Raw genomic sequence first — 23,959 nt, forward strand, 5'->3', positions numbered from 1 at the left:
GTACCGCTGAAATGAGTGTGCCAACCCTGTACGTCGTCGCCACCCCGATCGGCAACCTGGCCGATCTGAGCCCGCGCGCGCAGGAGGTGCTGCGGTCGGTGGCGGCCATCTGTGCTGAAGACACCCGCCGCAGTGGCCAGCTGCTGTCCCATTTCGGCATCCAGCAGCCGTTGGTGGCCCTGCACGAACACAATGAAGAGGCCCTGGCCCAGCGCCTGGTCTCGCGCCTGCAGGCCGGTGAATCGCTGGCGCTGGTCAGTGATGCCGGCACCCCGCTGGTCAGTGACCCCGGTTTCCGCCTGGTGCGTGCTGCGCGCGCGGCGGGCATCAAGGTCAGCCCGATTCCCGGCGCCTGTGCCGCCATCGCTGCGCTGAGCGTGGCCGGCCTGCCCAGCGACCGTTTCAGTTTCGAGGGTTTCCTGCCGGCCAAGGCCAGCGGCCGCCGCGACCGCCTGCAGGCGCTGGCCGGTGAAGTACGCACCATGGTGTTCTACGAATCCTCGCACCGCATCGCCGAATCGCTGGCCGACATGGCGGCGATCTTCGGCGGTGAGCGCCCGGCGGTGTTGGCCCGCGAGCTGACCAAGCTGTTCGAGACCGTGCTTGATGGTGACCTGGCCGGCCTGCTGGCGAAGGTGGAAGCTGACGAGAACCAGCGCAAGGGCGAGTTCGTGGTGATGGTGCAGGGTGCTGGCGACGATGAGGAAGCGCAGCTGGCGCATGGCCGCCGTGTCTACGCCAAATTGAGCGAGCATCTGCCGCCGTCGACCGCCGCCAAGCTGGCTGCCGAGCTGACCGGCGCACCGCGCAAGGCGTTGTACGGGAGTTGATGGATCGTGCGGACCAAGGTCCGCACCCACCAGAGCGGAATCCGCACCCACCAGAGCAGCGGAATCGGTAGATCCACGCCATGCGTGGATGAACGGGCCGCGCCGGGGTCTGCACCCACCCGGGCGGACCGATAGCGCCAGGCCTTGCGACGTCAGGACTGTACGGGTGTGTCGAGGGTGTCCAGATAGTTGGCAATCTCGGCAATCACCGAAGAGAGGTCCGGCGCGATCAGGCGATTCCTGCGCAGGAAGGCGCGCCACTGGGTCTGCTTCTGGGTATCTGCGGCGAATGACTGAGTCAGTCCGTAGGGCAGGGGCGTTGGCGCCGGGGTCCTTCGTCGATCAAACGTCGCGCCAATGGCCGCAACAAGGTGCGGGCGATCCATGGCGTCTTCGCGGATCAGTGCCAGCAAGTCGAAGAAGTCCTTCATCCTGCTGTTAGCGATGCCCAGTGCCGCTATAGCCTCGAGCTTTTCGGCAAACACGGTTTCGCGTGGATAGACGCGCAGGCAGGCTGGAGGGAATCCTTCCAGAATCACCGGATAGGTGATTTCCGGCGGCGGGGTGATCACCGCGTCGCCAAACCCGACGTCCCACTGCACATGGCAGCGTGCCCGGCCCAGATGTGCGATCAGGCGCATGCGCAGCCCCTCGTACGTGGCTTCTTCACGTATGGCCTCGATGACGATGCTGCCTGGATCGAAGCGCAGGCCGTCGTCCCCGGGCATTCCACAGAGCGAAAGTGCGATATGTAGCAGGCGATCGGGCTCAGCGCTGCCGGATCCCAGGAAATCGGCATCCCGTGTAGGGCGGTGCGGCGCGTCGAACCACACTGCGAACAGCATGGCACCCTTCAGCAGGAACTGGTTGCGGTATCGAGAAGCGGAGAGCCGGTAGAGCAGGCGCTCAACGGCGAACCTGTCCAGCACGAACTGAAAGTCCTCACCCTGCTTGCGTGCGAGATCGAGCAGCCGTTGCCGGATGGAAGCAACGCGGTGGGGAGGTGTTGGAGAGGGGATCAAGCCAGGGCATCGAGGTACGGTCTCATCAGTCTGGCAACGCGGCAGATCCGCGCATACTCCATCAACGCATCCGGCGTGGTTGCACGGCTGTGAAGCGCGTCACGCAGGGCTTCAAGTGCGACATCAAGCCCTACGAGATTGCGGAACTTGAAGCAATCGACGACGGTTTTGGCTACGTTGCTGACGTATATGAGACGTCCGCCTACGCGACGTTCTTCCAGCCCCGCATTGAGGGTCGTTGCCGACATGCGGACCACACGGAGGGGCGGCCAGTCGATCCGCGGAACGCGGTCGCTGTTGCCGATGGAGACCCAGCGTTCGAATGGTGCCTGAGTGGTCAGGCCATGCAGGCGCAGGGCACTCAACAGGCATAGACGGGGGTGTGGCAGGCGTTCTGCAATGATCCGCAGTCCATCATCGGTGTCGTCGCTCTTTCTTTCCGCCAACGCGTAGACGCCACGGGACAGCCGGATGAGTGCGCCTGCCTCGACCAGGCGGGTCAGTTGGGCGCGGGCGATCCCGGCAGTCACCAGTTCGCGGGCGCGCAGGGTGCCTGCGCGTCGCAATAGCTTTCGTGCCTTGGCCTCGGCGTTTCCCATGACGGCATTGTTCCATAACGTCGGGTGTTTTGAATATCGACCGACAAAAAGGAACATCGTTGGCTGCGGCGAGTGACGAGTAAATGGTGCGGACCAAGGTCCGCACCCACCAGAGCGGAATCCGCACCCACCAGAGCAGCGGAATCGGTAGATCCACGCCATGCGTGGATGGATGAACCGGATGCCGCGATCAGCACGGCAGGAAGGGCGTTCGTAGGCTAGAATGTGCGTTGGCGGAGCCGGCCAGACAGTCGCGTCATCCCTTCGGGGATGCCGAGGAAAGTCCGGGCTCCATAGGGCAAGGTGCCAGGTAACGCCTGGGCGGCGCAAGCCGACGGAAAGTGCAACAGAAAGATACCGCCTACGTCTTCTTCGGAAGGCCGGTAAGGGTGAAATGGTGCGGTAAGAGCGCACCGCGAGTCTGGCAACAGACCGGCACGGCAAACCCCACCTGGAGCAAGACCAAATAGGGATCCTTTGGCGCGGCCCGCGTTGGATCCGGGTAGGTTGCTTGAGCGTTGCGGTGACGTAACGCCTAGAGGAATGACTGTCCACGACAGAACCCGGCTTATCGGCCGGCTCCGCCTCTTTCTTCCATATGCGTGAACCGCGCATCGGTAGTGCCGGCCGCTGGCCGGCAGCTTCACGATGCCTGCAGGGCGGACAGAGTGCCGGCCAGCGGCCGGCACTACCTCGACGTCGCGCGTTCGTCAGCCCGGCGTACGGTACTGCCCTGCGGAAATGAACTGCGAGAAGCGCTCGCACCACACCACCACCGTGGTGTAGTCGTCGACGTTGACGTCATCGGGTACATCGACCAGGAAACGGTTGAAGGTCTTCACCTCGCCGATGCGCCGGGCCTGCGCCTTGATCTTCAGGAAGTCCGCTTTGTTGTCGACGAAATCGCGGACCAGGTAGACCTTGTAGTCCGGTCCCGGTCCCATCTTCCCGTCGAAGGCCACCTGGCGTGCGCTGACGCTGACCTTGCCTTCCGCCCAGTGCACCGCGTCGCTGCCCTTGAGGTCGCGGCGGAACGTGGTGTGATGGGTGGCGTCGTTCATGGCGGCCTGCACCTGTGCTGCGGGCGGATCATCAGGAGCGATCAGGATCGGCAGGAAGTAGACGCCCAGGCCGAAGCCGAGGCCGAGAGTGAGCAGATGGGTGGCGAGCAGGATGAGGGTGCGGCGCATGGGGCCTCCATGTGGATGTGGATCGCGCGGCATGGTGCCGGGCATGACCACCTTGGGAGGTTGCGGGCGGCATTTATAGACACAGTGCCAAGCGCAAAAAGGGCACAGTGGGGTGGCTGCGGCAACGCAGGCCCTGTGGCGCGGGCGGAAAGGCGCTGCGTCCGGAAGCTGAATGACGTTGGCAGCCTTGGATCGCAGTGACGGGTAGTGCCGGCCGCTGGCCGGCAGCGGCGTGGCCTGCCCGAAGATCCGGAGGTTGCCGGCCAGCGGCCGGCACTACCCTGCTGGAAAGAGATTCCGGCCAACGGTAGGCAATACCCCTGCTGGAGAGAGATTCCGGCCAGCGGCCGGCACGACCCGGTCAGAAAATGACGTGACTCTGTCCGTTGGCTGCGCCCTGTGGGCCAAAGCGGCGCTCGTGGATCTGGCCGTGGCCGTCGGCGTCGATCAGCAGCACGGTGCTGGCGCGGGTGCCGTAGTCGTCGCCGCGGATGAAGGCGGGGCTCAGCCAGCGCTCGCGTTCCAGGCCGATGCCGGTGTCGGGCAGGTCGCTGTCGGCGGGGCGATGTTCGTCGGCCAGGGCGGCCCAGAGCGGGGTCAGGTCCGGGGTCAGATCCTTTTCGCTTTGCGAAAGGGATCTGACCCGGTCTTCCTGCAGCCAGGCTTCAAGGGCCGCCATCAGCCGCCGGGTCTTCGGCCAGGGCGCGTCCAGCGCACCGTTGGACATGCCATGCACGCCCGGGCCCAGGCTCTGCCGCTCGGCGGGGTGGTTGCCCAGGAACTCCAGGCTGTGGCCGTCGGCCAGCAACAGGTTGAACGGCGCGTAGGCGCCGGCCACCGTTGCCAACCGGTCGATATGCACGGCGGCCGGGTCGCGGCCGCGCAGGAAGTCGGCCACCAGCGCGCCCCGTGAAGGGCCGGTCTGGGCGGCCAGCGGATCACGCACATTGGTGACCACTGCCATCCGGCCTACGGCACCGACGCCCGCCCAGCCGCCGCCGGAGCGCAGGTCGCGCCCCCCGATGACGGAGGTCTCATCTTGCCAGGCGGCCAGCGCCGCCGTCGGGCGGGCGTGGAACTCATCACGGTTGCCGGTCATCACCAGCCGCCAGCGCGGGTGGTGCATCCAGCCAAGAGCGAGCAGGCACATGGCCTCATTGTGCACGGTTTGCGCAGTCTGGCGCCGCTTCCGGCCCGTTTTGGATGAATGCGCGGCCGATGTTTCACGCGCTGTCCACAGCCCTGAACTTCCGTTCAATCTCAAAAATTGAGACGGATCAGCAACTTGTGGATAAGCCTTGAACAATTCTCTAAAGGTTGTTGCAAGCCATTGATGTGGCTGGCGATTTCCCCGCTGAAAAGTTGTTGACAACCCTTCGGCCGCTGCTAAGGTGGGCATCAGAGGGAAATCCGGGTGTTTTGTGGGTTTTCGTGGTTCAATGTTTCACCGGGCGAAGGATAGGTGCACGCGTCGTGTTCCAGGGCGAGACGGCCATCACAGTTGACGATAAAGGGCGCATGGCGGTTCCCACCGCTTACCGCGACCTCGTCGCGCGCGCCAGCAACAACCGTCTCGTGCTGACCTACAACCCGTTCGAAGCCGGCTGCCTGTGGCTGTATGCAGAGTCGGAATGGGAGCGGGTCCGCGACGACGTGATGTCCAAGCCCAACACCCAGCGCGTCGTGCGCCTGTTGCAGCAGAAGCTGGTCGGCTCGGCCGCCCATCTTGAGCTGGACGGCAACGGTCGCATCAGCATCCCCGCCAGCCACCGCGGTGCGGTGGGCATTGAGAAGAAGGCGGTATTGCTCGGTATGGGCGACAAGTTCGAATTGTGGAGCGAGCAGGCGCATCGGGCCCTGATCCAGCAGACATTGTCTGACGAGGATCTGGGTGATGGGTTGCTCGACCTGAAGTTGTGAGCCGGGGTGCCCGGATGCGCCCAGAAGCGCAGGCCGGTCACCTTCCGGTGTCGCAGTCGCCGGCGGTGCACCTGCCGGTCCTGTACACCCAGGTCCTTGAAGGCCTGAGGGTGATCGAAAACGGACGTTATCTGGATGGCACGTTCGGTCGTGGCGGTCATGCACGTGGCGTGCTCACCCAGCTCGGTCCCGAGGGGCGCCTGCTGGTCATGGACAAGGATCCGGAAGCCATCGCCGTAGCCGAGCGCGATTTCGCGCCGGACCCGCGCGTGTCCATCTTCCGTGGCAGCTTCGCCCAGCTGCTGCAGTGGGATGCGACGGCTGAAGGCCTGGACGGCGTGCTGTTCGACCTGGGCGTGTCGTCGCCGCAGCTGGACGTGGCCGAGCGTGGCTTCAGCTTCGGCAAGGACGGCCCGCTGGACATGCGCATGGACCCGGACAGCGGTGAAAGCGCCGCGCAGTGGATCAACCGCGTCGAAGATCGCGAGATTGCCGACGTGCTGTGGACCTACGGCGAAGAGCGTCAGAGCCGCCGTATCGCCCGTGCCATCGTGGCCCGCCGCGAGAAACAGCCGTTCTCCCGCACCGCCGAACTGGCTGAGCTGATCGCCTCGGTGATGCCGCGCGGCAAGGACAAGATCCACCCGGCCACGCGCAGCTTCCAGGCCATCCGCATCCACATCAACCGCGAGCTGGCCGATCTGGAAGCCGGGCTCGATGCGGCCGTGGAACGGCTCAAGCCCGGCGGCCGCCTGGCGATCATCAGCTTCCACTCGCTGGAAGATCGAATCGTCAAGCAGTACATGAACCGCCTGGCCAAGGCGCCGCCGGCCAACCGCCGCCTGCCCGAGGCGGAGGTGTTCGTGCCGACCCTGGATCTGATCGGTGGCGCCATCAAGGCCACCGACGAAGAACTGGCGGCCAACCCGCGTGCCCGCAGCGCCGTGCTGCGCGTGGCCCAGAAGCGGGAGGCCGATGCATGAGCCGGCTGCTGCTGATCATCCTGTTGGCCTCGACCGTGGCCTCGGCGATCGGCGTCGTGTTCGTGCGTCACCGTCACCGGCAGACGTTCATCGAGCTGTCGCGCGCTGAGCGCAAGCGCGATGACATCAATCTGGAATTCGGCCGCCTGCAGCTGGAACAGGCCACCCTGGCCGAAGCCAACCGTGTGGATCGCATCGCCCGCGAGAAGCTCGGCATGAAGTTCCCCGAGGCCGCCGACATCGTGGTGGTGCGCCCATGAGCAAGACCGGCCGCAACCGCCCGCGCAACGCCTTCAACCTGCGCCAGCGCCTGCGTTGGGTTGCCCTGGCGCTCGGCCTGTGCTCGGTGTCGCTGGTCGGCCGCGCGGCCTACGTGCAGATCATCAACAGCGATTTCTACCAGCGCCAGGGCGAAGCCCGCTACCTGCGCGAGCTGCCGATCAAGACCTCGCGCGGCATGATCACCGACCGCAACGGCGAGCCGCTGGCGGTGTCGACCCCGGTCGCTTCGATCTGGGTCAACCCGCAGGACCTGCTGCGTTCGCCCGAGCGGATTCCTGAGCTGGCTCAGGCGGTCGGCATGTCGGTGGATGAGCTGAGCAGCCGCCTGTCGCAGAAGTCGGACAAGGAATTCATGTACCTGCGCCGCCGGATCAATCCGGACGAGGCAGAGAAGGTGGTCGCGCTGAAGATTCCGGGCGTGGCCGCGCAGCGCGAGTTCCGCCGCTTCTACCCGCAGGGTGAGGCGATGGCGCACGTGCTGGGCTTCACCAACATCGACGACCGCGGCCAGGAAGGCCTGGAGCTGGCGTTCGACGAATGGCTGCGCGGCAAGGCCGGTGCCAAGCGGGTGATCCGCAACCGCAAGGGCGAGACCGTCGAAAGCGATCTGCTGCGCGCCGCCGAACCGGGCAAGGACCTGACCCTCAGCATCGACCGCCGCATCCAGTACCTGGCGTTCAAGGAACTGCGCAACGCGCTGGTGGCCAACAAGGCGGCCGGCGGTTCGATGGTGATCATGGACGTGACCACCGGCGAGATCCTGGCCATGGTCAACCTGCCGACCTACAACCCGAATTCGCTGACCGGCGCGCTGCCCGATGCGCGCCGTAACCGTGCAGTGACCGACCTGGTCGAGCCGGGTTCGACGATGAAGCCGTTGACCATTGCCACTGCGCTGCAGGCCGGTGCGGTGACCAAGGACACCATCATCGATACCAACCCGGGTTACATGACCCTGGGCCGCTTCACCATCCGCGACGTGCCGCGCAACAACGGCGTGCTGAACGTGACCGGCGTGATCACCCGCAGTTCGAACGTGGGCGCGGCCAAGGTCGCGGCAAAGATGCCGGACCAGGTGTTCTACGACGGCGTGCGCCGCTTCGGCTACGGCTCGGTGCCGCACAGCGGTTTCCCGGGTGAATCCGGCGGCGTCGTGCTGCGCCCGGCGCGCTGGTCAGGCACCACCAAGACCACCATGTCCTACGGCTACGGCCTGAACGTCACCCCTCTGCAGATCGCTACTGCCTATTCGGCGTTGGCCAATGGTGGCAGGTTGATCGCGCCGACCTTCGTCAAGGGCCAGCGCAACGAAGGCCAGCAGATCATCGACGAGAACGTCGCCAAGCAGGTGGTGGCGATGATGGAAACCGTGGTCACCCAGGGCGGCGCCAAGCAGGCGGCGGTGCTGGGCTACCGCGTGGCCGGCAAGACCGGTACCGCGCGCAAGGCCGGCCCCGGCGGTTACGAGCGCGGCCATTACAACGCGCTGTTCGCTGGCGTGGTGCCGGCCACCAATCCGCGCTTCGCCACCGTCATCGTCATCAACGACCCGCAGGCCGGCAAGTTCTATGGCGGCCTGGTGTCGGCGCCGGTCTACCACAACGTGATGGAAGGCACCCTGCGCCTGATGGACGTGCCGCTGGACGACCTGCAGTCGTGGCTGGCCGCACAGCAGTCCGGCAAGGTCGGCCATTCGGCCTCGATCCTGCCCGCGCCGCCGGCCGAGGCCGCGCTGCCGGTGGATGCCGCCGCTGAATTCGACGCTGCGCTGCCCAGCGCGCAAGCCCAGACGCCGCCCGCTACGGGAGGCACGCAATGAGTCCTTCGATGTTGCTTTCGCAGTTGCTTCCGGATGTGGCCCTGGCGGGCCACGATCCCGTTTTGACCGGCCTGGTGCTGGACAGCCGCGCCGTGCGCCCCGGCAATGCCTTCGTCGCCATCGCCGGTTTCGGCGCGCATGGCCTGGGCTTTGTCGAGCAGGCCCGTGCGGCCGGCGCTGGCGCCATCCTGTTCGAACCGCCGGCACCGGTCGAACTGCCGGCACCGGCCGATGCGATTGCGGTGCCGGGCCTGCGCGCGCGCATGGGTGCGATGGCCGACCAGTTCCATGGCGCACCGTCGCGGGCGATGGCGATGGTGGGCGTGACCGGCACCAACGGCAAGACCTCCACCGTGCAGCTGCTGGCCCAGGCCTGGCACCTGCTCGGAACGCCCAGTGGCAGTATCGGCACGTTGGGCGCCGGACTTTACGGTGCAGTTGAGCCGACCGGCTTCACTACGCCGCTGGTGCTGCAGATGCATGCGTTGCTGGCGCAGCTGCGTGATGCCGGTGCGCGCGCGGTGGCGATGGAAGTCAGCTCGCATGCGCTGGACCAGGGCCGCGTGGATGCGGTGCACTACGACGTGGCGGTATTCACCAACCTCACCCGCGATCATCTGGACTACCACGGCGACATGGCCAGCTACGGCGCGGCCAAGGCACGGCTGTTCCATCGCCCGGGACTGAAGGCCGCGGTGATCAATCTTGACGACGCGTTCGGTCGCCAGCTGTTCGCCGGCCTCCCGGCGGGCGTGCAACCGATCGGCCTGAGCTCGCGCGGTGCCACCGATGCCAGCGTGCGCGCCGAGGCGCTGCAGCTGGACGGCCGTGGCATTGCCTTCGAACTGGTCATCGACGGCCAGCGCGCGGCGGTGCAGTCGCCGCTGCTGGGCCGCTTCAACGTGGACAACCTGCTGGCCGTGGCCGGCACCCTGCACGCGCAGGGTCAGCCGCTGCCGCGCATTGCCGAGGTGTTGTCGGCGCTGCAGCCGATCCGTGGCCGCATGAACCGCCTGGGCGGCGAAGACGGCCTGCCGACCGTGGTGGTCGATTACGCACATACCCCGGACGCACTGGAACAGGCGCTGGACAGCCTGCACGGCCACCTGCAGGGCACGCTGTTCTGCGTGTTCGGCTGCGGTGGCGAGCGTGATACCGGCAAGCGCCCGCAGATGGCTGCGATCGCCGAGCGCCTGGCCAACCAGGTCATCGTTACCGACGACAACCCGCGTGGCGAAGACGGCGACGTGATCGTGGCCGACATCCTGGCCGGCTTCCAGAACGCCGATGCCGTGACCGTGCAGCGCAGCCGCGCGCGTGCGATCGGCCTGGCGGTGAAGCGTGCCGGTGCCGGCGACATCATCCTGATCGCTGGCAAGGGCCACGAGCCGTACCAGGAGGTGAATGGCGTGCGCCATGACTTCGACGACACCGAAGTGGCCGCCGCTGCGTTGGCAGCCAAGGCCGGTGTGCTCAGCGCGCAGGCCGGGGAGGGCATCGCATGAAGCGCACTCTGCTTTCGCTGATCGCACACTGGGCCGGCGGCGAGATCCACGGCGACGACGTGGCCATCGATGCGGTCAGCAATGACACCCGCAGCCTCGGCCCGGGCAGCCTGTATGTGGCGCTGCGCGGCGAGCGTTTCGATGGCCATGACTTTGCCGCCGACGCGCAGGCGCGCGGTGCCAGCGCGCTGCTGGTCGAGCGCCTGCTGCCGATCGAACTGCCGCAGGTGCTGGTGGCCGACAGCGAACTGGCGCTGGCGAAGATCGCCACCGGCATGCAGCGCGACCGCGATACCGAGGTGTTCGCGATCACCGGCAGCAACGGCAAGACCAGCGTGAAGAGCCTGCTGCTGTCGATCCTGCAGCAGGTGGCCCGTCATGCGCACAAGGTGGTCTACGCCAACCCGGGCAACCGCAACAACGAGATCGGCCTGCCGCTGGCAGTGATCGATGCCCCGGAAGATGCCGACTACGCTGTCTACGAGATGGGCGCGGGCAAGCCGGGTGACATCGCCTACCTGACCGACATCGCCCGCCCGCGCTATGCGCTGGTCAACAACATCGCCCCGGCGCACCTGGAACGCATGGGCAGCCTGCTCGGCGTGGCAGTGACCAAGGGCGCGATCTATGCCGCGCTGCCGGCCGATGGCGTGGCGGTGATCAACGTCGACGATGCCTACGGCCGCTGGTTCGAACAGCACTTCGTCGGCACCCCGCCGCGCTGCCGCGTACTGCGCTATGGCCTGGAGCACACCGCGGACATCACCGCGCGCGACATCCGCGCCGGCGCGCAGGGCAGCCAGTTCACCCTGGTCGCACCGGGCGGCGAAGCCCGCGTGGTGCTGGGCCTGCCGGGTCGCCACAACGTCAGCAATGCGCTGGCCGCTGCCAGCCTGGCGCTGGCCGCCGGTGTCGATCTGGCGCTGATCGCGGCCGGCCTGGCCGAAGCACAGCCGGTACCGGGCCGCCAGATCGCCCATCAGCTGCGCAACGGCGCGGTGCTGGTGGACGACAGCTACAACGCCAACCCCGGTTCGCTGGCCGCGGCCATCGACGCCCTGGCCGCCGCGCCGGAAGAGGGTTGGCTGGTGCTGGGCGACATGCGCGAGCTGGGTCCGGACGCCGAAGCGCTGCACGCGCAGGCAGGGCTCCGCGCGCGCGCTGCTGGCCTCAAGCGCCTGTATGCGCTGGGCCCGCTCAGCGCCGCTGCCGCCACCGCCTTCGGTGAAGGCGGCCGTCATTTCGCCACCCATGACGCGCTGTCGCAGGCGCTGAAGGACGAGCTGCACGCCGGCGTGCGCTGCCTGGTCAAGGGTTCCCGTGGCAGCGCCATGGACACGATTGTCAAAGCGCTGCTGGCGCAAGGAGAGGAATCCCCGCATGTTGTATGAACTGGCTCGATGGTTGCAGCAGTTGGAGAGCCTGTTCGGGCTGTTCAACTACCAGACGTTCCGCGCCATCCTTGCCGCGCTGACGGCCCTGTTCCTGTCGCTGTGGCTCGGCCCGGCGATGATCCGCAAGCTTGCCCAGTTCAAGGGCGGCCAGCCGATCCGCAAGGACGGTCCGCAGACCCATTTCTCCAAGGCCGGTACGCCGACCATGGGCGGTTCGCTGATCCTGCTCACCATCACCCTGTCGGTGCTGATGTGGGCCGACCTGCGCAACCGCTACGTGTGGCTGGTGCTGGCGGTGATGCTGTGCTTCGGCGCCATCGGCTGGTATGACGACTGGATCAAGATCGTCCGCCGCGACCCGAACGGCCTGAAGTCGCGCTGGAAGTACCTGCTGCAGTCGATCTTCGGCCTGGCCGCGGGCCTGTTCCTGTTCTACACGGCCGACGTGCCGGCGGCGCTGACCTTCTACATCCCGATGTTCAAGTCGATCGCGCTGCCGCTGGCCGGCATCGGATTCGTGGCCATCGCCTACTTCTGGATCGTCGGCTTCTCCAACGCGGTGAACCTCACCGACGGCCTGGACGGCCTGGCGATCATGCCGACCGTGCTGGTGGCCTGCGCACTGGGCGTGTTCGCCTACGCCTCGGGCAACGTGGTGTTTGCCAACTACCTGCAGATCCCGCAGATCCCGGGCGCCGGCGAGCTGGTCATCATCTGCGCGGCCATCGCCGGTGCGGGCCTGGGGTTCCTGTGGTTCAACACCTATCCGGCCATGGTGTTCATGGGCGACATCGGCGCGCTGGCGCTGGGTGCGGTGCTGGGTACGATCGCAGTGATCACCCGCCAGGAGCTGGTGCTGGTGATCATGGGCGGCGTGTTCGTCATCGAAACGCTGTCGGTGATGATCCAGGTCGCCTCGTTCAAGCTGACCGGCAAGCGCGTGTTCCGCATGGCACCGATCCACCATCACTTCGAACTGAAGGGCTGGCCGGAGCCGCGCGTGATCGTGCGCTTCTGGATCATCTCGGTCGTGCTCGTGCTGATCGGCCTGGCCACGTTGAAGGTGCGCTGAGATGAACGACCTGTCCCGCCAGGCAACACGCCTTGAGGCCATCGAAGGCAGCTACGACAAGTGGCTGCTGGGCGCGATCATCGCGCTCACGGGCATCGGCGTGGTGATGGTGGCGTCCAGCTCGATCGCTCTGATGAGCAGCCCGTTCTACTACCTCAACCGCCACCTGATCTTCCTGGCGGTGGGTATCGTGCTGGCGGTCGTAGCCGCCCGCACTGAACTGAAGTCCATCGAGCAGTACAACCAGATGCTGCTGCTGGGCTGCTTCGTGCTGCTGCTGGCGGTGTTCGCACCGGGCCTGGGCAGCACGGTCAACGGCGCACGCCGCTGGATCAATCTGGGCATCTCCAAGTTCCAGACGGTGGAAGCGGTGAAGGTGCTCTATATCGTCTGGCTGTCCAGCTACCTGGTGCGCTTCCGCGACGAGGTCAACGCGACCTGGCCGGCGATGCTCAAGCCACTGGGCGTGGCCGGTGCGCTGGTGCTGTTGCTGCTGCTGCAGCCGGACTTCGGTTCCTCGACCCTGCTGCTGGCGATCACCGCCGGCATGCTGGTGCTGGGCGGTGTGAACATGCCGCGCATGTCGATGCCGGTGATCATCGGCCTGGTCGGCATGAGCGCGCTGGCGATCATCGAGCCGTACCGCATGCGCCGCATTACCTCCTTCCTCGACCCGTGGGCCGACCAGCAGGGCGACGGCTACCAGCTGTCCAACGCGCTGATGGCCGTGGGCCGCGGCGAGTGGACCGGCGTTGGCCTGGGCAACTCGGTGCAGAAGCTGTACTACCTGCCGGAAGCACATACCGACTTCATCTTCTCGGTCACCGCGGAGGAGTTCGGCTTCCTCGGCACCTGCGTGATCGTGGCCCTGTACGCGCTGCTGGTCGGCCGCACGTTCTGGCTGGGCATGCGCTGCGTGGAAATGAAGCGCCACTTCTCCGGCTACATCGCCTTCGGCATCGGCCTGTGGATCAGCATGCAGACCTTCGTTTCGATCGGCGTGAATCTGGGTATCCTGCCGACCAAGGGTCTGACCCTGCCGCTGATCTCCTCCGGCGGTTCGTCGGTGCTGATGACCTGCGTGGCGATGGGCCTGCTGTTGCGCGTCTCCTATGAGCTCAAGCGCGCCGAGCGTCGCCAGGCCGTGCGCATCGGCGGTGGCGACGAGGCCGTGGCCGATGCACCCGTGGACGCGCCGGCCGCACCGGCTGCGGCCAGCGTGCCGATGAGCGCCGAGCCGACGGCTGCCGCTGCAGCGAACGCCGCACGCGGTACCAGCCGCCTGCAGTCGCGCATCGAACCGACCTTCGGGAGGCTGTCATGAGCGCAGCCACCGATAACGTGCGCCCGGTGATGATCCTGGCCGGTGGCACCGGCGGTCACATCTTCCCCGGCCTGGCCGTGGCCCGCGTGCTGCGCGCGCGCGGCGTACCGGTCACCTGGATGGGCGCCGATGGTGCGATGGAAACCCGCCTGGTGCCGCAGCACGACATTCCGATCGACACGCTGGCCATCACCGGCCTGCGCGGCAAAGGCAAGCTGGCCCTGCTGGGCGCGCCGTGGCGGCTGATGCGCGCGCTGCGTGCCGCCGGCATGATCATCCGCAAGCGCCAGCCGCGTGCGGTGGTCGCCTTCGGTGGTTTCGCGTCCGGCCCGGGGGGCATGGCCACACGCCTGCACGGCCTGCCGCTGCTGGTGCACGAACAGAATCGCGCTCCCGGCATGACCAATCGCATCCTGTCGCGCTATGCGCGCCGGCTGCTGACCGGCTTCCCGGGCACCTTCGCCAAGGGCGAAGAGTTCGTCGGCAACCCGGTACGTGCGGAGATCGCCGCCATCGCACCGCCGGAACAGCGTTTCGCTGACCGCCAGGGTCCGCTGCGCGTGCTGGTGGTCGGTGGCAGCCAGGGCGCGCGTGCGCTCAACACCGGCGTGCCGCAGGCGATTGCTGCGCTGGGCACGAGTGTGCCGGTGCAGGTTCGCCACCAGAGCGGCGAAAAGCTGCATGCCGAAGCGGTCGAGGCATATGCCAAGGCCGGCGTGCAGGCTGAAATCACGCCGTTCATCGCCGACATGGCCGAGGCCTTTGCCTGGGCCGATCTGGTGGTGTGCCGTGCGGGCGCTTCGACGCTGGCCGAGCTGTGTGCGGTGGGTGTCGGCAGCGTGCTGGTGCCTTTCCCCGCTGCCGTCGACGATCACCAGACCCGCAATGCGGAGTACCTGGTCGAACGCGGCGCGGCGGTTTTGCTGAAGCAGGACGGAACGCTGGCCGACGGCATTGCCGCACTGCTGCGCGATCTGTCCGAAAATCCCGCCCGCCGCATGCAGATGGCGCAAGCCGCGCGTGCCCTGGCCAAGGTCGATGCCGCCGAGCGCATCGCCGATATCATTCTTGAGGAAGCTGTATGAAGAAGGCATGCCACCGCGCCTGCCCTGCGCGAGGCCGCGCATGATCCGTCGCCTGCACGACACCAACGACCTGGTGCGCGCGTTCCCGCGCGTGCATTTCGTCGGCATCGGCGGCACCGGCATGAGCGGTATCGCCGAAGTGATGCTGACGCTGGGCTATGAGGTGTCCGGCTCGGACAACGCCGACAACGTGGCGACCCGTCGCCTGGCCAGCCTGGGTGCGCGCATCATGCGCGGCCACTCCGCAGCCAACGTGCTGGGCACCGACTGCGTGGTGGTCTCCAGCGCCATCCGCGAAGACAACCCGGAACTGATGGAAGCGCGCAGCCAGCGTATTCCGATCATGCCGCGTGCGGCGATGCTGGCCGAGCTGATGCGCTTCCGCCGCGGCATCGCTGTGGCCGGTACCCATGGCAAGACCACCACCACCAGCCTCACCGCTGCAGTGCTGAGCGAAGGCGGGCTCGACCCGACGTTCGTGATCGGTGGCCAGCTGCTGGCTGCCGGCGCCAACGCCAAGCTGGGCGGTGGACAGTGGCTGGTGGCCGAGGCCGACGAAAGCGATGGCAGCTTCCTGCGCCTGAACCCGCTGATGTCGATCATCACCAACATTGACGCCGATCACCTGGAGAACTACGGCAACGACTTTGCCCGCGTGCAGGCGGCGTTCGCCGAGTTCCTGCAGCGCCTGCCGTTCTACGGCCTGGCGGTGCTGTGCATCGACGATCCAGAAGTCGCGGCTCTGGCTGCCAAGACCCCGCGCCACGTGATGAGCTACGGCATGAGCCCGCAGGCCGACGTGCGCGCCGAGAACGTGGTGCAGGAAGGCTCGCGCATGCGCTTCACCCTGCGCCTGCCGCAGGGCACCAGCCAGGAAGTGGTGCTGGCGCTGCCGGGCAAGCACAACGTACTCAACGCGCTGGCCGCCGCTGCGGTGGGCTGGCAGCTGGGCGTGGCACCGGACGCGATCGCGCGCGCACTGGAAGGCTTCGCCGGTGTCGGCCGTCGCTTCAACGATCTGGGCGAAGTGACCACCGCCAGCGGCGCCAAGGTCCGCATCATCGACGACTACGGTCATCACCCGAGCGAGCTGGAAGCGGTGTTTGCCGCCGCCCGTGGTGGCTGGGCCGACAAGCGCCTGGTGGTGGCCTTCCAGCCGCACCGCTACAGCCGTACCCGCGACCAGTTCGACAAGTTCGCCGCGGTGCTGTCCAGCGTCGATGCACTGGTGCTGAGCGAGGTCTACCCGGCCGGCGAGGAACCGATTGCTGGTGCCGATTCGCATGCGTTGGCCCGCGCCATCCGTGCGCGTGGCCGCAGCGAGCCGGTGGTGGTGGGCAAGGCCGCCGAGCTGGCCAGCGTGCTGCCGGACGTGCTGCAGGACGGTGACCTGCTGCTGATGATGGGTGCCGGCGACATCGGTGCCGTGGCCACCCATATTGCGGTGGAAGGCTTCAAGGGGGAGGGCGAGGCGTGAGCGCGCTGACCTTCCCGCCGCTGCGCGTGACCGACCCGGCCGTGTTCGGCCGCGTCGCCGTGCTGCTCGGCGGCAGCTCCAGCGAACGCGAGGTGTCGCTGGACTCCGGCCGCAACGTACTGGAAGCGCTGCAGTCGCGCGGCGTCGATGCGTTCGCGGTGGATGGCATTCCGGCGCTGGCCAAGGCGCTCGCCGCCGGTGGCATCGATCGCGTGTTCAACATCCTGCATGGCCACAACGGTGGCGGTGAGGACGGCATCGTGCAGGGCCTGATGGACGCCTTCGGCGTGCCGTACACCGGCTCGAACGTGCTGGGCTCGGCGCTGAGCATGGACAAGATCCGCACCAAGCAGGTGTGGCTGTCGCTGGGCCTGCCCACCCCGCAGTACCGGAAGGTGGACGCGACCACGGTGCATGCACTGGCAGCCGAACTGGGCCTGCCGGTAGTGGTGAAGCCGGCCAATGAAGGCTCCAGCGTGGGTATCAGCCGGGTCACCGATGACGCGGGCCTCGATGAAGCCGTGGCGCTGGCCGCGCGCTACGACGGCCAGCTGCTGATGGAACAGATGGTGGTGGGCGACGAGCTGACCGTGGCCATCCTCGGCGATGTCGCACTGCCGTCGATCCGCATCGTGCCCAAGGGCCAGTGGTACGACTACAACGCCAAGTACATCGCCGAGGACACCCAGTACCTGTGCCCAGGCCTGGATGGTGACGACGAAGAGGAAATCCGCCGCATCGCGCTGGCCGCGTTCCGTGCCGCCGGCTGCCGTGGCTGGGGCCGCGTGGACGTGATGCGTGACCGCAGCAGCGGTCGCTTCTTCCTGCTGGAAGTGAATACCGCGCCGGGCATGACCAGCCATTCGCTGGTGCCCAAGGCCGCAGGCCAGGCCGGCATCAGCTTCGAAGAGCTGGTGTGGCGCGTGCTGGAACAGACCCTGGAGGCCTCGCACGCATGAACGCGGTGCTGCGCATCTTCGTCTGGCTGTTGGCGCTGTCGGTGGTTGCACTGCCGGTGGTGGCCGTGGTCAATGGCTGGGTCGGCGCCGAGCGCTGGCCGCTGGCGAAGCTGCGCGTGCATGGTGAGTTCAAGCGGGTGCCGGCCGAGCAGTTGCAGCAGGTGCTGCTGCCGTACGCGCATGCGGGCTTCTTCGCGGTCAAGCTGCAGGACGCGCAGGACGCCCTGGAGCAGCTGCCGTGGGTGGAAAGCGCGCAGGTGCGCAAGCAGTGGCCGGACGTGCTGGAAGTGACCCTGGTCGAGCACAAGCCGTTCGCGCGCTGGGGCAACGACCGCCTGGTTTCCGAGCAGGGCAAGTTGTTCCCCACGCCGAAGAAGCTGGCCGATCTGGCGCTGCCCGAACTGGACGGCCCCGACAGCCAGACCGAAGAAGTGATGAAGCTGTACAGCGACTCGCGTGCATTGTTCGCACCGGCCGGCGTCGACGTGCGCCGGGTGACGATGGATGCGCGCGGCAGCTGGTCGCTGGTGCTGAGCAACGGTACCGAAGTGGTGGTCGGCCGCGACGACGCGCGCTCGCGCATGCAGCGCTTCGTCAAGGTGCTGCCGCAGCTCAACCGTCAGGACGCGCCGATCGAGCGCGCCGATCTCCGTTACACCAATGGTTTCACGCTGAGCTGGGGTACCCCGGCCACGCCGGCGAAAACGCCGGCGACCCCAGCCAGCAGGACGCAGGAAAGGACATGAATCGCAAGGGTGACAAATCGCTGATCGTTGGGCTGGACATCGGCACCTCCAAGGTGGTGGCGCTGGTGGGCGAGTACTCGCCGGGCAACCCGATCGAAGTGATCGGCATCGGCTCGCACGAGTCGCGCGGGCTCAAGCGTGGCGTGGTGGTGGACATCGAATCGACCGTGCAGTCGATCCAGCGCGCGGTGGAAGAAGCCGAGCTGATGGCCGGCTGCGAGATCCGCTCGGTGTATGCCTCGATCTCCGGCAACCACGTGCAGTGCAAGAATTCGCCCGGCATCGTGCCGATCCGCGACGGCGAAGTGACCTGGGGCGACCTGGATCGCGTGCTCGATGCGGCCAAGGCCGTGGCGATTCCGGCCGACCAGAAGATCCTGCACGCGATCCCGCGCGAGTACGTCCTGGACGATTCGCAGGAAGGCATCCGCAACCCGGTCGGCATGACCGGCGTGCGCCTGGAAGTGCATGCCCACCTGGTGGTGTGCGCGCAGTCGGCTGCGGCCAACATCAGCAAGTGCGTCCAGCGCTGCGGCCTGCAGGTGGACGACCTGGTGCTGTCCTCGCTGGCCTCCAGCGTGGCGGTGCTGACCGCTGACGAGCGCGAGCTGGGCGTGGTGCTGGTCGACATGGGCGCCGGCACCACCGATATCGCGGTGTTCGTGCAGGGCGCGATCTGCCACACGGCTTCGCTGCCGATCGCCGGCGACCACGTCACCAATGACATCGCGCACATGCTGCGCACGCCGACCCCGGAAGCCGAGCAGATCAAGGTGCGCTATGCCTGCGCCCTGGCCCAGCTGGCCACCGCCGAGGAAAGCATCCAGGTGCCGTCGGTGGGCGACCGCCCGCCGCGCCGCATGCCGCGCCATTCGCTGGCGCAGGCCGTGCAGGGCCGCTACGAGGAAATCTTCGAGATGGTGCAGGCCGAACTGCGCCGCTCCGGCTTCGAGGAACTGGTACGCGCCGGCATGGTGCTGACCGGTGGCGCTTCGAAGATGGAAGGCGTGGTCGAACTGGCCGAGGAAATGCTGCAGATGCCGGTTCGCGTGGGCATCCCGCAGCACGTCACCGGCCTGGGCGAAGTGGTGGGCAACCCGGTGCATGCCACCGGCGTGGGCCTGCTGCTGATGGGCAGCCAGATCGAGCACCCGCGGCGGCCGTCGCTGCCGACCGGGCGCGCTGGAAGCATGTTCAAGAAACTCAAGACCTGGTTCCGCGGCGAGTTCTGACGCGGAACCCGTAACACCGGGCATCGCCCGGGCGCAGCACCCGCAGTACCCGTAGCACAACGCAACACCGGCAACACACAACCCACACAGCCGCAACGTCGGCATGCAGCAGGACGGCAGGACGCCCGAATGCCCATGCCAGCCAAAGCGGATACAACGAGGACACGGACATGGCGCATTTTGAACTGATCGAAAAGATGGCACCCAATGCGGTGATCAAGGTGGTTGGCGTGGGCGGCGGCGGCGGCAATGCCGTGGCGCACATGGTCAACTCGGCGGTGGACGGCGTGGAATTCATCACCGCCAACACCGACTCGCAGGCCATCAAGAATTGCGGTGCCAAGCTGCAGCTGCAGCTGGGTACCAACGTGACCAAGGGCCTGGGCGCAGGCGCGAACCCGGAAGTCGGCCGTCAGGCCGCGCTGGAAGACCGTGAGCGCATCATGGACGCCCTGCAGGGTGCGGACATGGTGTTCATCACCGCCGGCATGGGCGGTGGTACCGGCACCGGCGCTGCGCCGGTGGTGGCACAGCTGGCCAAGGAAATGGGCATCCTGACCGTGGCCGTGGTCACCAAGCCGTTCCCGTTCGAAGGCCGTCGCCGCATGCAGGTGGCGCTGAAGGGCATCGAGGAACTGAGCCAGCACTGCGACTCGCTGATCACCATCCCGAACGAGAAGCTGATCACCGTGCTGGGTCGCAACGCGACCATGATCCAGGCCTTCCGTGCCGCCAACGACGTGCTGCAGGGCGCCGTGCAGGGCATCGCCGACCTGATCGTGCGTCCGGGCCTGATCAACGTCGACTTCGCCGACGTGCGCACCGTCATGTCCGAAATGGGCCTGGCGATGATGGGTACCGGCACCGCCCGTGGCGATGACCGCGCCCAGGCCGCCGCCGAAGCCGCGATCCAGAACCCGCTGCTGGACGATGTGAACCTGGCCGGTGCCAACGGCATCCTGGTCAACATCACCGCCGGCGCCGACTTCACCATGGCCGAGTTCGACGAAATCGGCCGCACCATCGATGGCTTCGCTTCCGAAGACGCCACCGTGGTGGTCGGTACCGTGCTGGATCCGGACATGCAGGACGAAGTGCGCGTGACCGTGGTCGCTACCGGCCTGAACCGCGTGTCGGCCAGCAAGACCCAGCGTCCGGGCGAGCGTGCGCCGATCAAGCTGGTCCGCAATGCCACCACCGGCCAGCCGGAATTCGGTGACTTCGACAACGGCGGCGACGCCGTGTCCAAGGCCGTGGGCGGCATGGGTCTGGGCCTGCGTCGCGCCAGCAGCGATACCGCGGCAGCCTCCGCTCCCTCGGCCCCGGCCGCTTCGGCCCCGGCGGCGGCGGAACTGCCGAACGACTACCTGGACATCCCGGCGTTCCTGCGCCGCCAGGCGGACTAAGCGGGGCACCCGGGGCTTGTCCTCCCCGGGTTGCGCCACCATGTCCTGAAAACGCGGGCGCCGGGCCAGGATGGGTCCGGCTGCCCTGCTTCACGCGCGTCCCCACGGCGTGCCGGTGCGTCCTGCCTGCAGCCTTCACTGGCGTTTCAGCCAGGGTAGGGGAGGGCGCGTGTTAATCTAATGTGTCACTTCCGGCCCATCCCCCATGATCCAGCAACGCACCCTCAAGAACACGATCCGCGCCACCGGCGTTGGCCTGCACAGCGGTGACAAGGTCTACATGACCCTGCGCCCGGCACCGGTCAACCATGGGATCGTGTTCCGTCGCGTGGACCTGGACCCGGTGGTGGAAGTGCCGGCCAAGGCCGAACTGGTCACCGAAGTGACCCTGTGCACCGGCCTGACCTGCAACGACGCCAAGATCCAGACCGTCGAACACCTGATGTCGGCGCTGGCCGGCCTGGGTGTGGACAACATCATCGTCGAACTGTCCTCGGCCGAGCTGCCGATCATGGACGGTTCGGCCGGCCCGTTCGTGTTCCTGCTGCAGTCGGCAGGCATCGTGGAACAGGATGCGCCCAAGCGCTTCATCCGCGTGCTGAAGACCGTGGAAGTGACCGAGGGCGACAAGGTGGCCCGCTTCAGCCCGTACGAGGGCTACAAGCTGGGCTTCACCATCCAGTTCGATCACCCGATGATCCCGGCCAAGCAGTCGCGCCAGGAAATCGAGTTCTCGACGCTGGCCTACACCAAGGAAATCTCCCGCGCGCGCACCTTCGGTTTCATGCGCGACCTGGAATACATGCGCGAGCGCAACCTGGGCCTGGGCGGTTCGATGGACAACGCCATCGTGCTGGACGAGTTCCGCGTGCTCAACGAAGACGGCCTGCGCTACGCCGACGAATTCGTGCGCCACAAGATCCTCGACGCGATCGGCGACCTCTATCTGGCCGGTGGCCAGGTGCTGGGTGCCTACGAAGGCTTCAAGTCCGGTCACGCCCTCAACAACAAGCTGGTGCGGGCGCTGATGGCCGACGCCACCGCCTGGGAATGGGTCAGCTTCGACTCGCCGGCCACCCCGGACCCGGTGGAATATGCCACTCCGGCCTACGCCTGATTCCTGTAGATCGTTGAATTGAAAGACAAAAGCGCCGCCTTCCAGGGCGGCGTTGTCGTTTCAGGCGTGTCCGGCGCATTCAGCATGCTTGACGCGCGTCAAGGCCGGTTCGAGGTCACGGTTTTGTGAACCTGTTGGATCGGAAGCCTGAATTTAACGTAGTTTTAACAACAATCTAACGACAGGCCCCCGGATGGCAGCTAGGATGCGACCCGGCCCCCGAAATGTTTCACGCCGTGGTGACACGCGCGACGGGGAGCGGAGCCGGATGCTCCGTTGTCGTCAGGACCGCTTCTTCGGCTTCGAAGGAACGTCCTGCAGGCAAGCCAAGGCGTCGCGTAGCCCTTTGTGCGTGGCGGCTGAAACTGCGTGGGGTCCATTCCGGTTGTCGAGCGCTGGGGAGCGCGTGGGAGTGGGAGACGCAGTCTTGATGGTCACCCTGGTGGCCTTCAGCCCGATGGAACGGGCCGCGTCGAGCAACTGGGCTTCGGCAAGCCGCAACTTGGCATGCCAGACCGGGGACTCGACGAGAAAAACGAGGTGTTCCCCGTCCACATTGGCCAGCCGGCAACGGCTGCGCAGAGGTGGCGGCAACTGGGGGCGCAACTGACGGTCCAGCGCGTCAAGCCACAAGGCACGCCGCAGCGGGTTCCCGCTTTTGTCCGCCATCACCGCATCCAGCGCCGGCTTCGGCACTGACGCGGGGCGAACGCTGGATTTCGGCTCAGACATGAAAACTCACTGATGGCATTCAAAAAGATCGTAATCAAAACGCGTGAAGGACAGGCCAAAGCGTCGCCGATCGCGCGTTTGCGGTTCTATTTCGAGGACCGCCCCCGCGCCCTGCTGGGCAGCGTGCTCGGGGTAGGCTGCATTATCGGCCTTGCCGGCGGCATTGGCGCCAGCGCGCTGAATGATTCCCGCCTGCAGGCCAAGGTCGAGCGCCAGGATGCAGAGCTGGCCAAGATCAAGCGCGATGCGCAGACCCAGGTCAACGCGCTGGCGGCCCGCCTCGGCGAGCTGCAGGCCCAGGCCACCCGCCTCAACGCCCTCGGCGAACGGCTGACCCAGATGGGCAAGCTGGAAGACGGCGAGTTCGACTTCAACGAGACCCCCGGTCTCGGTGACGGCGACGCCGGCGGCCCGACCAGCGACATCCCGGTCAAGGACGTCAACGCCGACTTACAGGTGCTGGAGCAGCGCTTCGCTGCTTCAGGCCGCCAGCTGTCGGTGATGGAATCGCTGATGTTCGACCACCAGCTGCAGCAGAACGCCGTGCCGTCGCGCATGCCGATCCGCAACAGCTACGTGACCTCCGGTTTCGGCACCCGTGCCGACCCGTTCGGCCGCGGTGCCGCCACCCACAAGGGCATGGACTTCCACGCCAGGGTCGGTGACCCGGTGATGGCCGTGGCCGAAGGCGTGGTCAGCTTCTCCGGCGTGAAGGGCGGCTACGGCAACGTGGTCGACGTCGACCACGGTAACGGCTACGTCACCCGCTACGCGCACAATTCGCGCCTGGTGGTGAAGGTCGGCGACCTGGTCCGTGCCGGGCAGGAAGTGGCCAAGGCCGGTTCCACCGGTCGTTCGACCGGCGCCCACGTGCACTTCGAAGTGTGGGAAAACGGCAACGTGGTCAACCCGCGCAAGTTCCTCGGCGACGGCGGCAACACGCCGGTCGGCCGCGTCAGCCGCGGCTGATGCCCCATTGGGGTGCCGGCTGCCGTCGGCACTACCGCCCCCGGAGTACGGGGGCAGCGCCGTAGGCGCGGGGGTGTGGAGGCGAGGTAAGTGGGGCCCACGGTTCGCGCAGCGAAGCGTGGGAGCGCCAGCGCGCATGCGCTGACGCGTACCCGGCCAGCGGCCGGCACTACCGGGAGTGTTCGGATGCCATTGCCGCCAAAGGGTTGAAACCCCTTGCGGCCGTCCCAAGCTACAATGGGTGTTGCCATCGACAGGGCGCCAGGCGCCCTGTTTCGTTTGCGGCGGACGGATCC

At 66.9% G+C, this 23,959-nt stretch carries 21 protein-coding genes, 1 other RNA gene and 1 pseudogene; 18 read left to right on the forward strand and 5 right to left on the reverse strand.

The genetic code is table 11. The features are described from left to right. Positions 1-11: 11 nt before the first annotated feature. The gene (gene rsmI, locus ACSYAO_RS03140; protein WP_005412235.1) at positions 12-830 is read left to right on the forward strand and encodes a 16S rRNA (cytidine(1402)-2'-O)-methyltransferase; all 819 of its coding nucleotides are present in this window, start codon (positions 12-14) and stop codon (positions 828-830) included. 152 nt (positions 831-982) lie between these two features. On the opposite strand, the gene ACSYAO_RS03145 is transcribed toward rsmI, so the two are convergent. Both ACSYAO_RS03145 and ACSYAO_RS03150 read right to left on the reverse strand, forming a co-directional pair. Further along, positions 983-1,852, reverse strand: coding sequence for a nucleotidyl transferase AbiEii/AbiGii toxin family protein (locus tag ACSYAO_RS03145; RefSeq protein WP_197573250.1), 870 nt, complete (start codon positions 1,850-1,852; stop codon positions 983-985). Beyond that, positions 1,849-2,508, reverse strand: a complete 660-nt coding sequence (locus ACSYAO_RS03150; protein ID WP_177179501.1) for a type IV toxin-antitoxin system AbiEi family antitoxin domain-containing protein — start codon at positions 2,506-2,508, stop codon at positions 1,849-1,851. The genes ACSYAO_RS03145 and ACSYAO_RS03150 overlap by 4 nt, the downstream gene beginning before the upstream one ends. 178 nt (positions 2,509-2,686) lie before the next feature. Between ACSYAO_RS03150 and rnpB the strand changes: the two genes are divergently transcribed. Continuing rightward, an RNA gene (gene rnpB / locus ACSYAO_RS03155) (RNase P RNA component class A) lies at positions 2,687-3,038 on the forward strand. Positions 3,039-3,161: 123 nt separating this feature from the next. Here rnpB and ACSYAO_RS03160 read toward each other — a convergent pair. Together ACSYAO_RS03160 and ACSYAO_RS03165 are read right to left on the reverse strand one after the other, a co-directional pair. Beyond that, positions 3,162-3,641, reverse strand: a complete 480-nt coding sequence (locus tag ACSYAO_RS03160) for a DM13 domain-containing protein (protein WP_049461627.1) — start codon at positions 3,639-3,641, stop codon at positions 3,162-3,164. A gap of 361 nt (positions 3,642-4,002) precedes the next feature. After that, a complete protein-coding gene (locus ACSYAO_RS03165) occupies positions 4,003-4,791 on the reverse strand; it encodes an NRDE family protein (protein WP_049461626.1) in 789 nt (262 codons plus the stop codon). Between the two features lie 368 nt (positions 4,792-5,159). On the opposite strand from ACSYAO_RS03165, the gene ACSYAO_RS03170 reads away from it, so the two are divergent. The 15 genes and pseudogenes from ACSYAO_RS03170 (at position 5,160) to lpxC (ending at position 21,962) form a co-directional block, all read left to right on the forward strand. Continuing rightward, positions 5,160-5,561 (forward strand): division/cell wall cluster transcriptional repressor MraZ, encoded by a 402-nt coding sequence (locus ACSYAO_RS03170; protein WP_008266948.1) that lies wholly within the window; start codon positions 5,160-5,162, stop codon positions 5,559-5,561. A 14-nt stretch (positions 5,562-5,575) separates the two neighbouring features. Beyond that, positions 5,576-6,544: a 16S rRNA (cytosine(1402)-N(4))-methyltransferase RsmH gene (gene rsmH, locus ACSYAO_RS03175; RefSeq protein WP_012510046.1), complete on the forward strand. Its 969-nt coding sequence runs from the start codon at positions 5,576-5,578 to the stop codon at positions 6,542-6,544. Then, entirely contained in the window at positions 6,541-6,804 is a 264-nt protein-coding gene (gene ftsL, locus ACSYAO_RS03180; protein WP_005412242.1) for a cell division protein FtsL, read from the forward strand. Before rsmH ends, ftsL begins: the two co-directional genes overlap by 4 nt. Then, the gene (locus ACSYAO_RS03185) at positions 6,801-8,645 is read left to right on the forward strand and encodes a peptidoglycan D,D-transpeptidase FtsI family protein (protein WP_049461624.1); all 1,845 of its coding nucleotides are present in this window, start codon (positions 6,801-6,803) and stop codon (positions 8,643-8,645) included. The genes ftsL and ACSYAO_RS03185 overlap by 4 nt, the downstream gene beginning before the upstream one ends. After that, a complete protein-coding gene (locus tag ACSYAO_RS03190) occupies positions 8,642-10,150 on the forward strand; it encodes a UDP-N-acetylmuramoyl-L-alanyl-D-glutamate--2,6-diaminopimelate ligase (protein WP_049461623.1) in 1,509 nt (502 codons plus the stop codon). The genes ACSYAO_RS03185 and ACSYAO_RS03190 overlap by 4 nt, the downstream gene beginning before the upstream one ends. Next, the gene (locus ACSYAO_RS03195; protein ID WP_049461622.1) at positions 10,147-11,541 is read left to right on the forward strand and encodes a UDP-N-acetylmuramoyl-tripeptide--D-alanyl-D-alanine ligase; all 1,395 of its coding nucleotides are present in this window, start codon (positions 10,147-10,149) and stop codon (positions 11,539-11,541) included. Before ACSYAO_RS03190 ends, ACSYAO_RS03195 begins: the two co-directional genes overlap by 4 nt. Continuing rightward, positions 11,531-12,616: a phospho-N-acetylmuramoyl-pentapeptide-transferase gene (mraY, locus tag ACSYAO_RS03200; protein ID WP_010481929.1), complete on the forward strand. Its 1,086-nt coding sequence runs from the start codon at positions 11,531-11,533 to the stop codon at positions 12,614-12,616. Before ACSYAO_RS03195 ends, mraY begins: the two co-directional genes overlap by 11 nt. Before the next feature lies 1 nt (position 12,617). Next, positions 12,618-13,940: a putative lipid II flippase FtsW gene (ftsW, locus tag ACSYAO_RS03205; RefSeq protein WP_049399807.1), complete on the forward strand. Its 1,323-nt coding sequence runs from the start codon at positions 12,618-12,620 to the stop codon at positions 13,938-13,940. After that, on the forward strand, positions 13,937-15,025 hold the full coding sequence (gene murG, locus ACSYAO_RS03210) for an undecaprenyldiphospho-muramoylpentapeptide beta-N-acetylglucosaminyltransferase (RefSeq protein ID WP_049461621.1): 1,089 nt from the start codon (positions 13,937-13,939) through the stop codon (positions 15,023-15,025). The genes ftsW and murG overlap by 4 nt, the downstream gene beginning before the upstream one ends. 40 nt (positions 15,026-15,065) lie before the next feature. Then, positions 15,066-16,502: a UDP-N-acetylmuramate--L-alanine ligase gene (gene murC / locus ACSYAO_RS03215; RefSeq protein WP_012510048.1), complete on the forward strand. Its 1,437-nt coding sequence runs from the start codon at positions 15,066-15,068 to the stop codon at positions 16,500-16,502. Next, complete coding sequence (locus ACSYAO_RS03220) at positions 16,499-17,461, forward strand: D-alanine--D-alanine ligase (protein WP_049399805.1); 963 nt, start codon at positions 16,499-16,501, stop codon at positions 17,459-17,461. Before murC ends, ACSYAO_RS03220 begins: the two co-directional genes overlap by 4 nt. Next, positions 17,458-18,135 (forward strand): annotated as a pseudogene (locus ACSYAO_RS03225) (cell division protein FtsQ/DivIB); the annotation flags it as partial. The gene ACSYAO_RS03220 and the pseudogene ACSYAO_RS03225, both read left to right, overlap by 4 nt. Before the next feature lie 68 nt (positions 18,136-18,203). Next, positions 18,204-19,439, forward strand: coding sequence for a cell division protein FtsA (gene ftsA / locus ACSYAO_RS03230; RefSeq protein WP_005408083.1), 1,236 nt, complete (start codon positions 18,204-18,206; stop codon positions 19,437-19,439). A 170-nt stretch (positions 19,440-19,609) separates the two neighbouring features. Beyond that, positions 19,610-20,845 (forward strand): cell division protein FtsZ, encoded by a 1,236-nt coding sequence (ftsZ, locus tag ACSYAO_RS03235; protein WP_043397963.1) that lies wholly within the window; start codon positions 19,610-19,612, stop codon positions 20,843-20,845. A gap of 205 nt (positions 20,846-21,050) precedes the next feature. Then, positions 21,051-21,962: a UDP-3-O-acyl-N-acetylglucosamine deacetylase gene (lpxC, locus tag ACSYAO_RS03240; protein WP_005408085.1), complete on the forward strand. Its 912-nt coding sequence runs from the start codon at positions 21,051-21,053 to the stop codon at positions 21,960-21,962. 282 nt (positions 21,963-22,244) lie between these two features. Here lpxC and ACSYAO_RS03245 read toward each other — a convergent pair whose 3' ends face one another. Further along, a complete protein-coding gene (locus tag ACSYAO_RS03245) occupies positions 22,245-22,694 on the reverse strand; it encodes a DUF721 domain-containing protein (RefSeq protein ID WP_005408086.1) in 450 nt (149 codons plus the stop codon). 12 nt (positions 22,695-22,706) lie between these two features. On the opposite strand from ACSYAO_RS03245, the gene ACSYAO_RS03250 reads away from it, so the two are divergent. Next, a complete protein-coding gene (locus ACSYAO_RS03250; protein ID WP_049461620.1) occupies positions 22,707-23,663 on the forward strand; it encodes a M23 family metallopeptidase in 957 nt (318 codons plus the stop codon). The last annotated feature ends 296 nt before the right edge of the window (positions 23,664-23,959 follow it).

It is taken from the genome of Stenotrophomonas sp. STK16_22 (assembly GCF_051984505.1).
In the GTDB taxonomy this organism is placed as follows: domain Bacteria; phylum Pseudomonadota; class Gammaproteobacteria; order Xanthomonadales; family Xanthomonadaceae; genus Stenotrophomonas; species Stenotrophomonas maltophilia_A.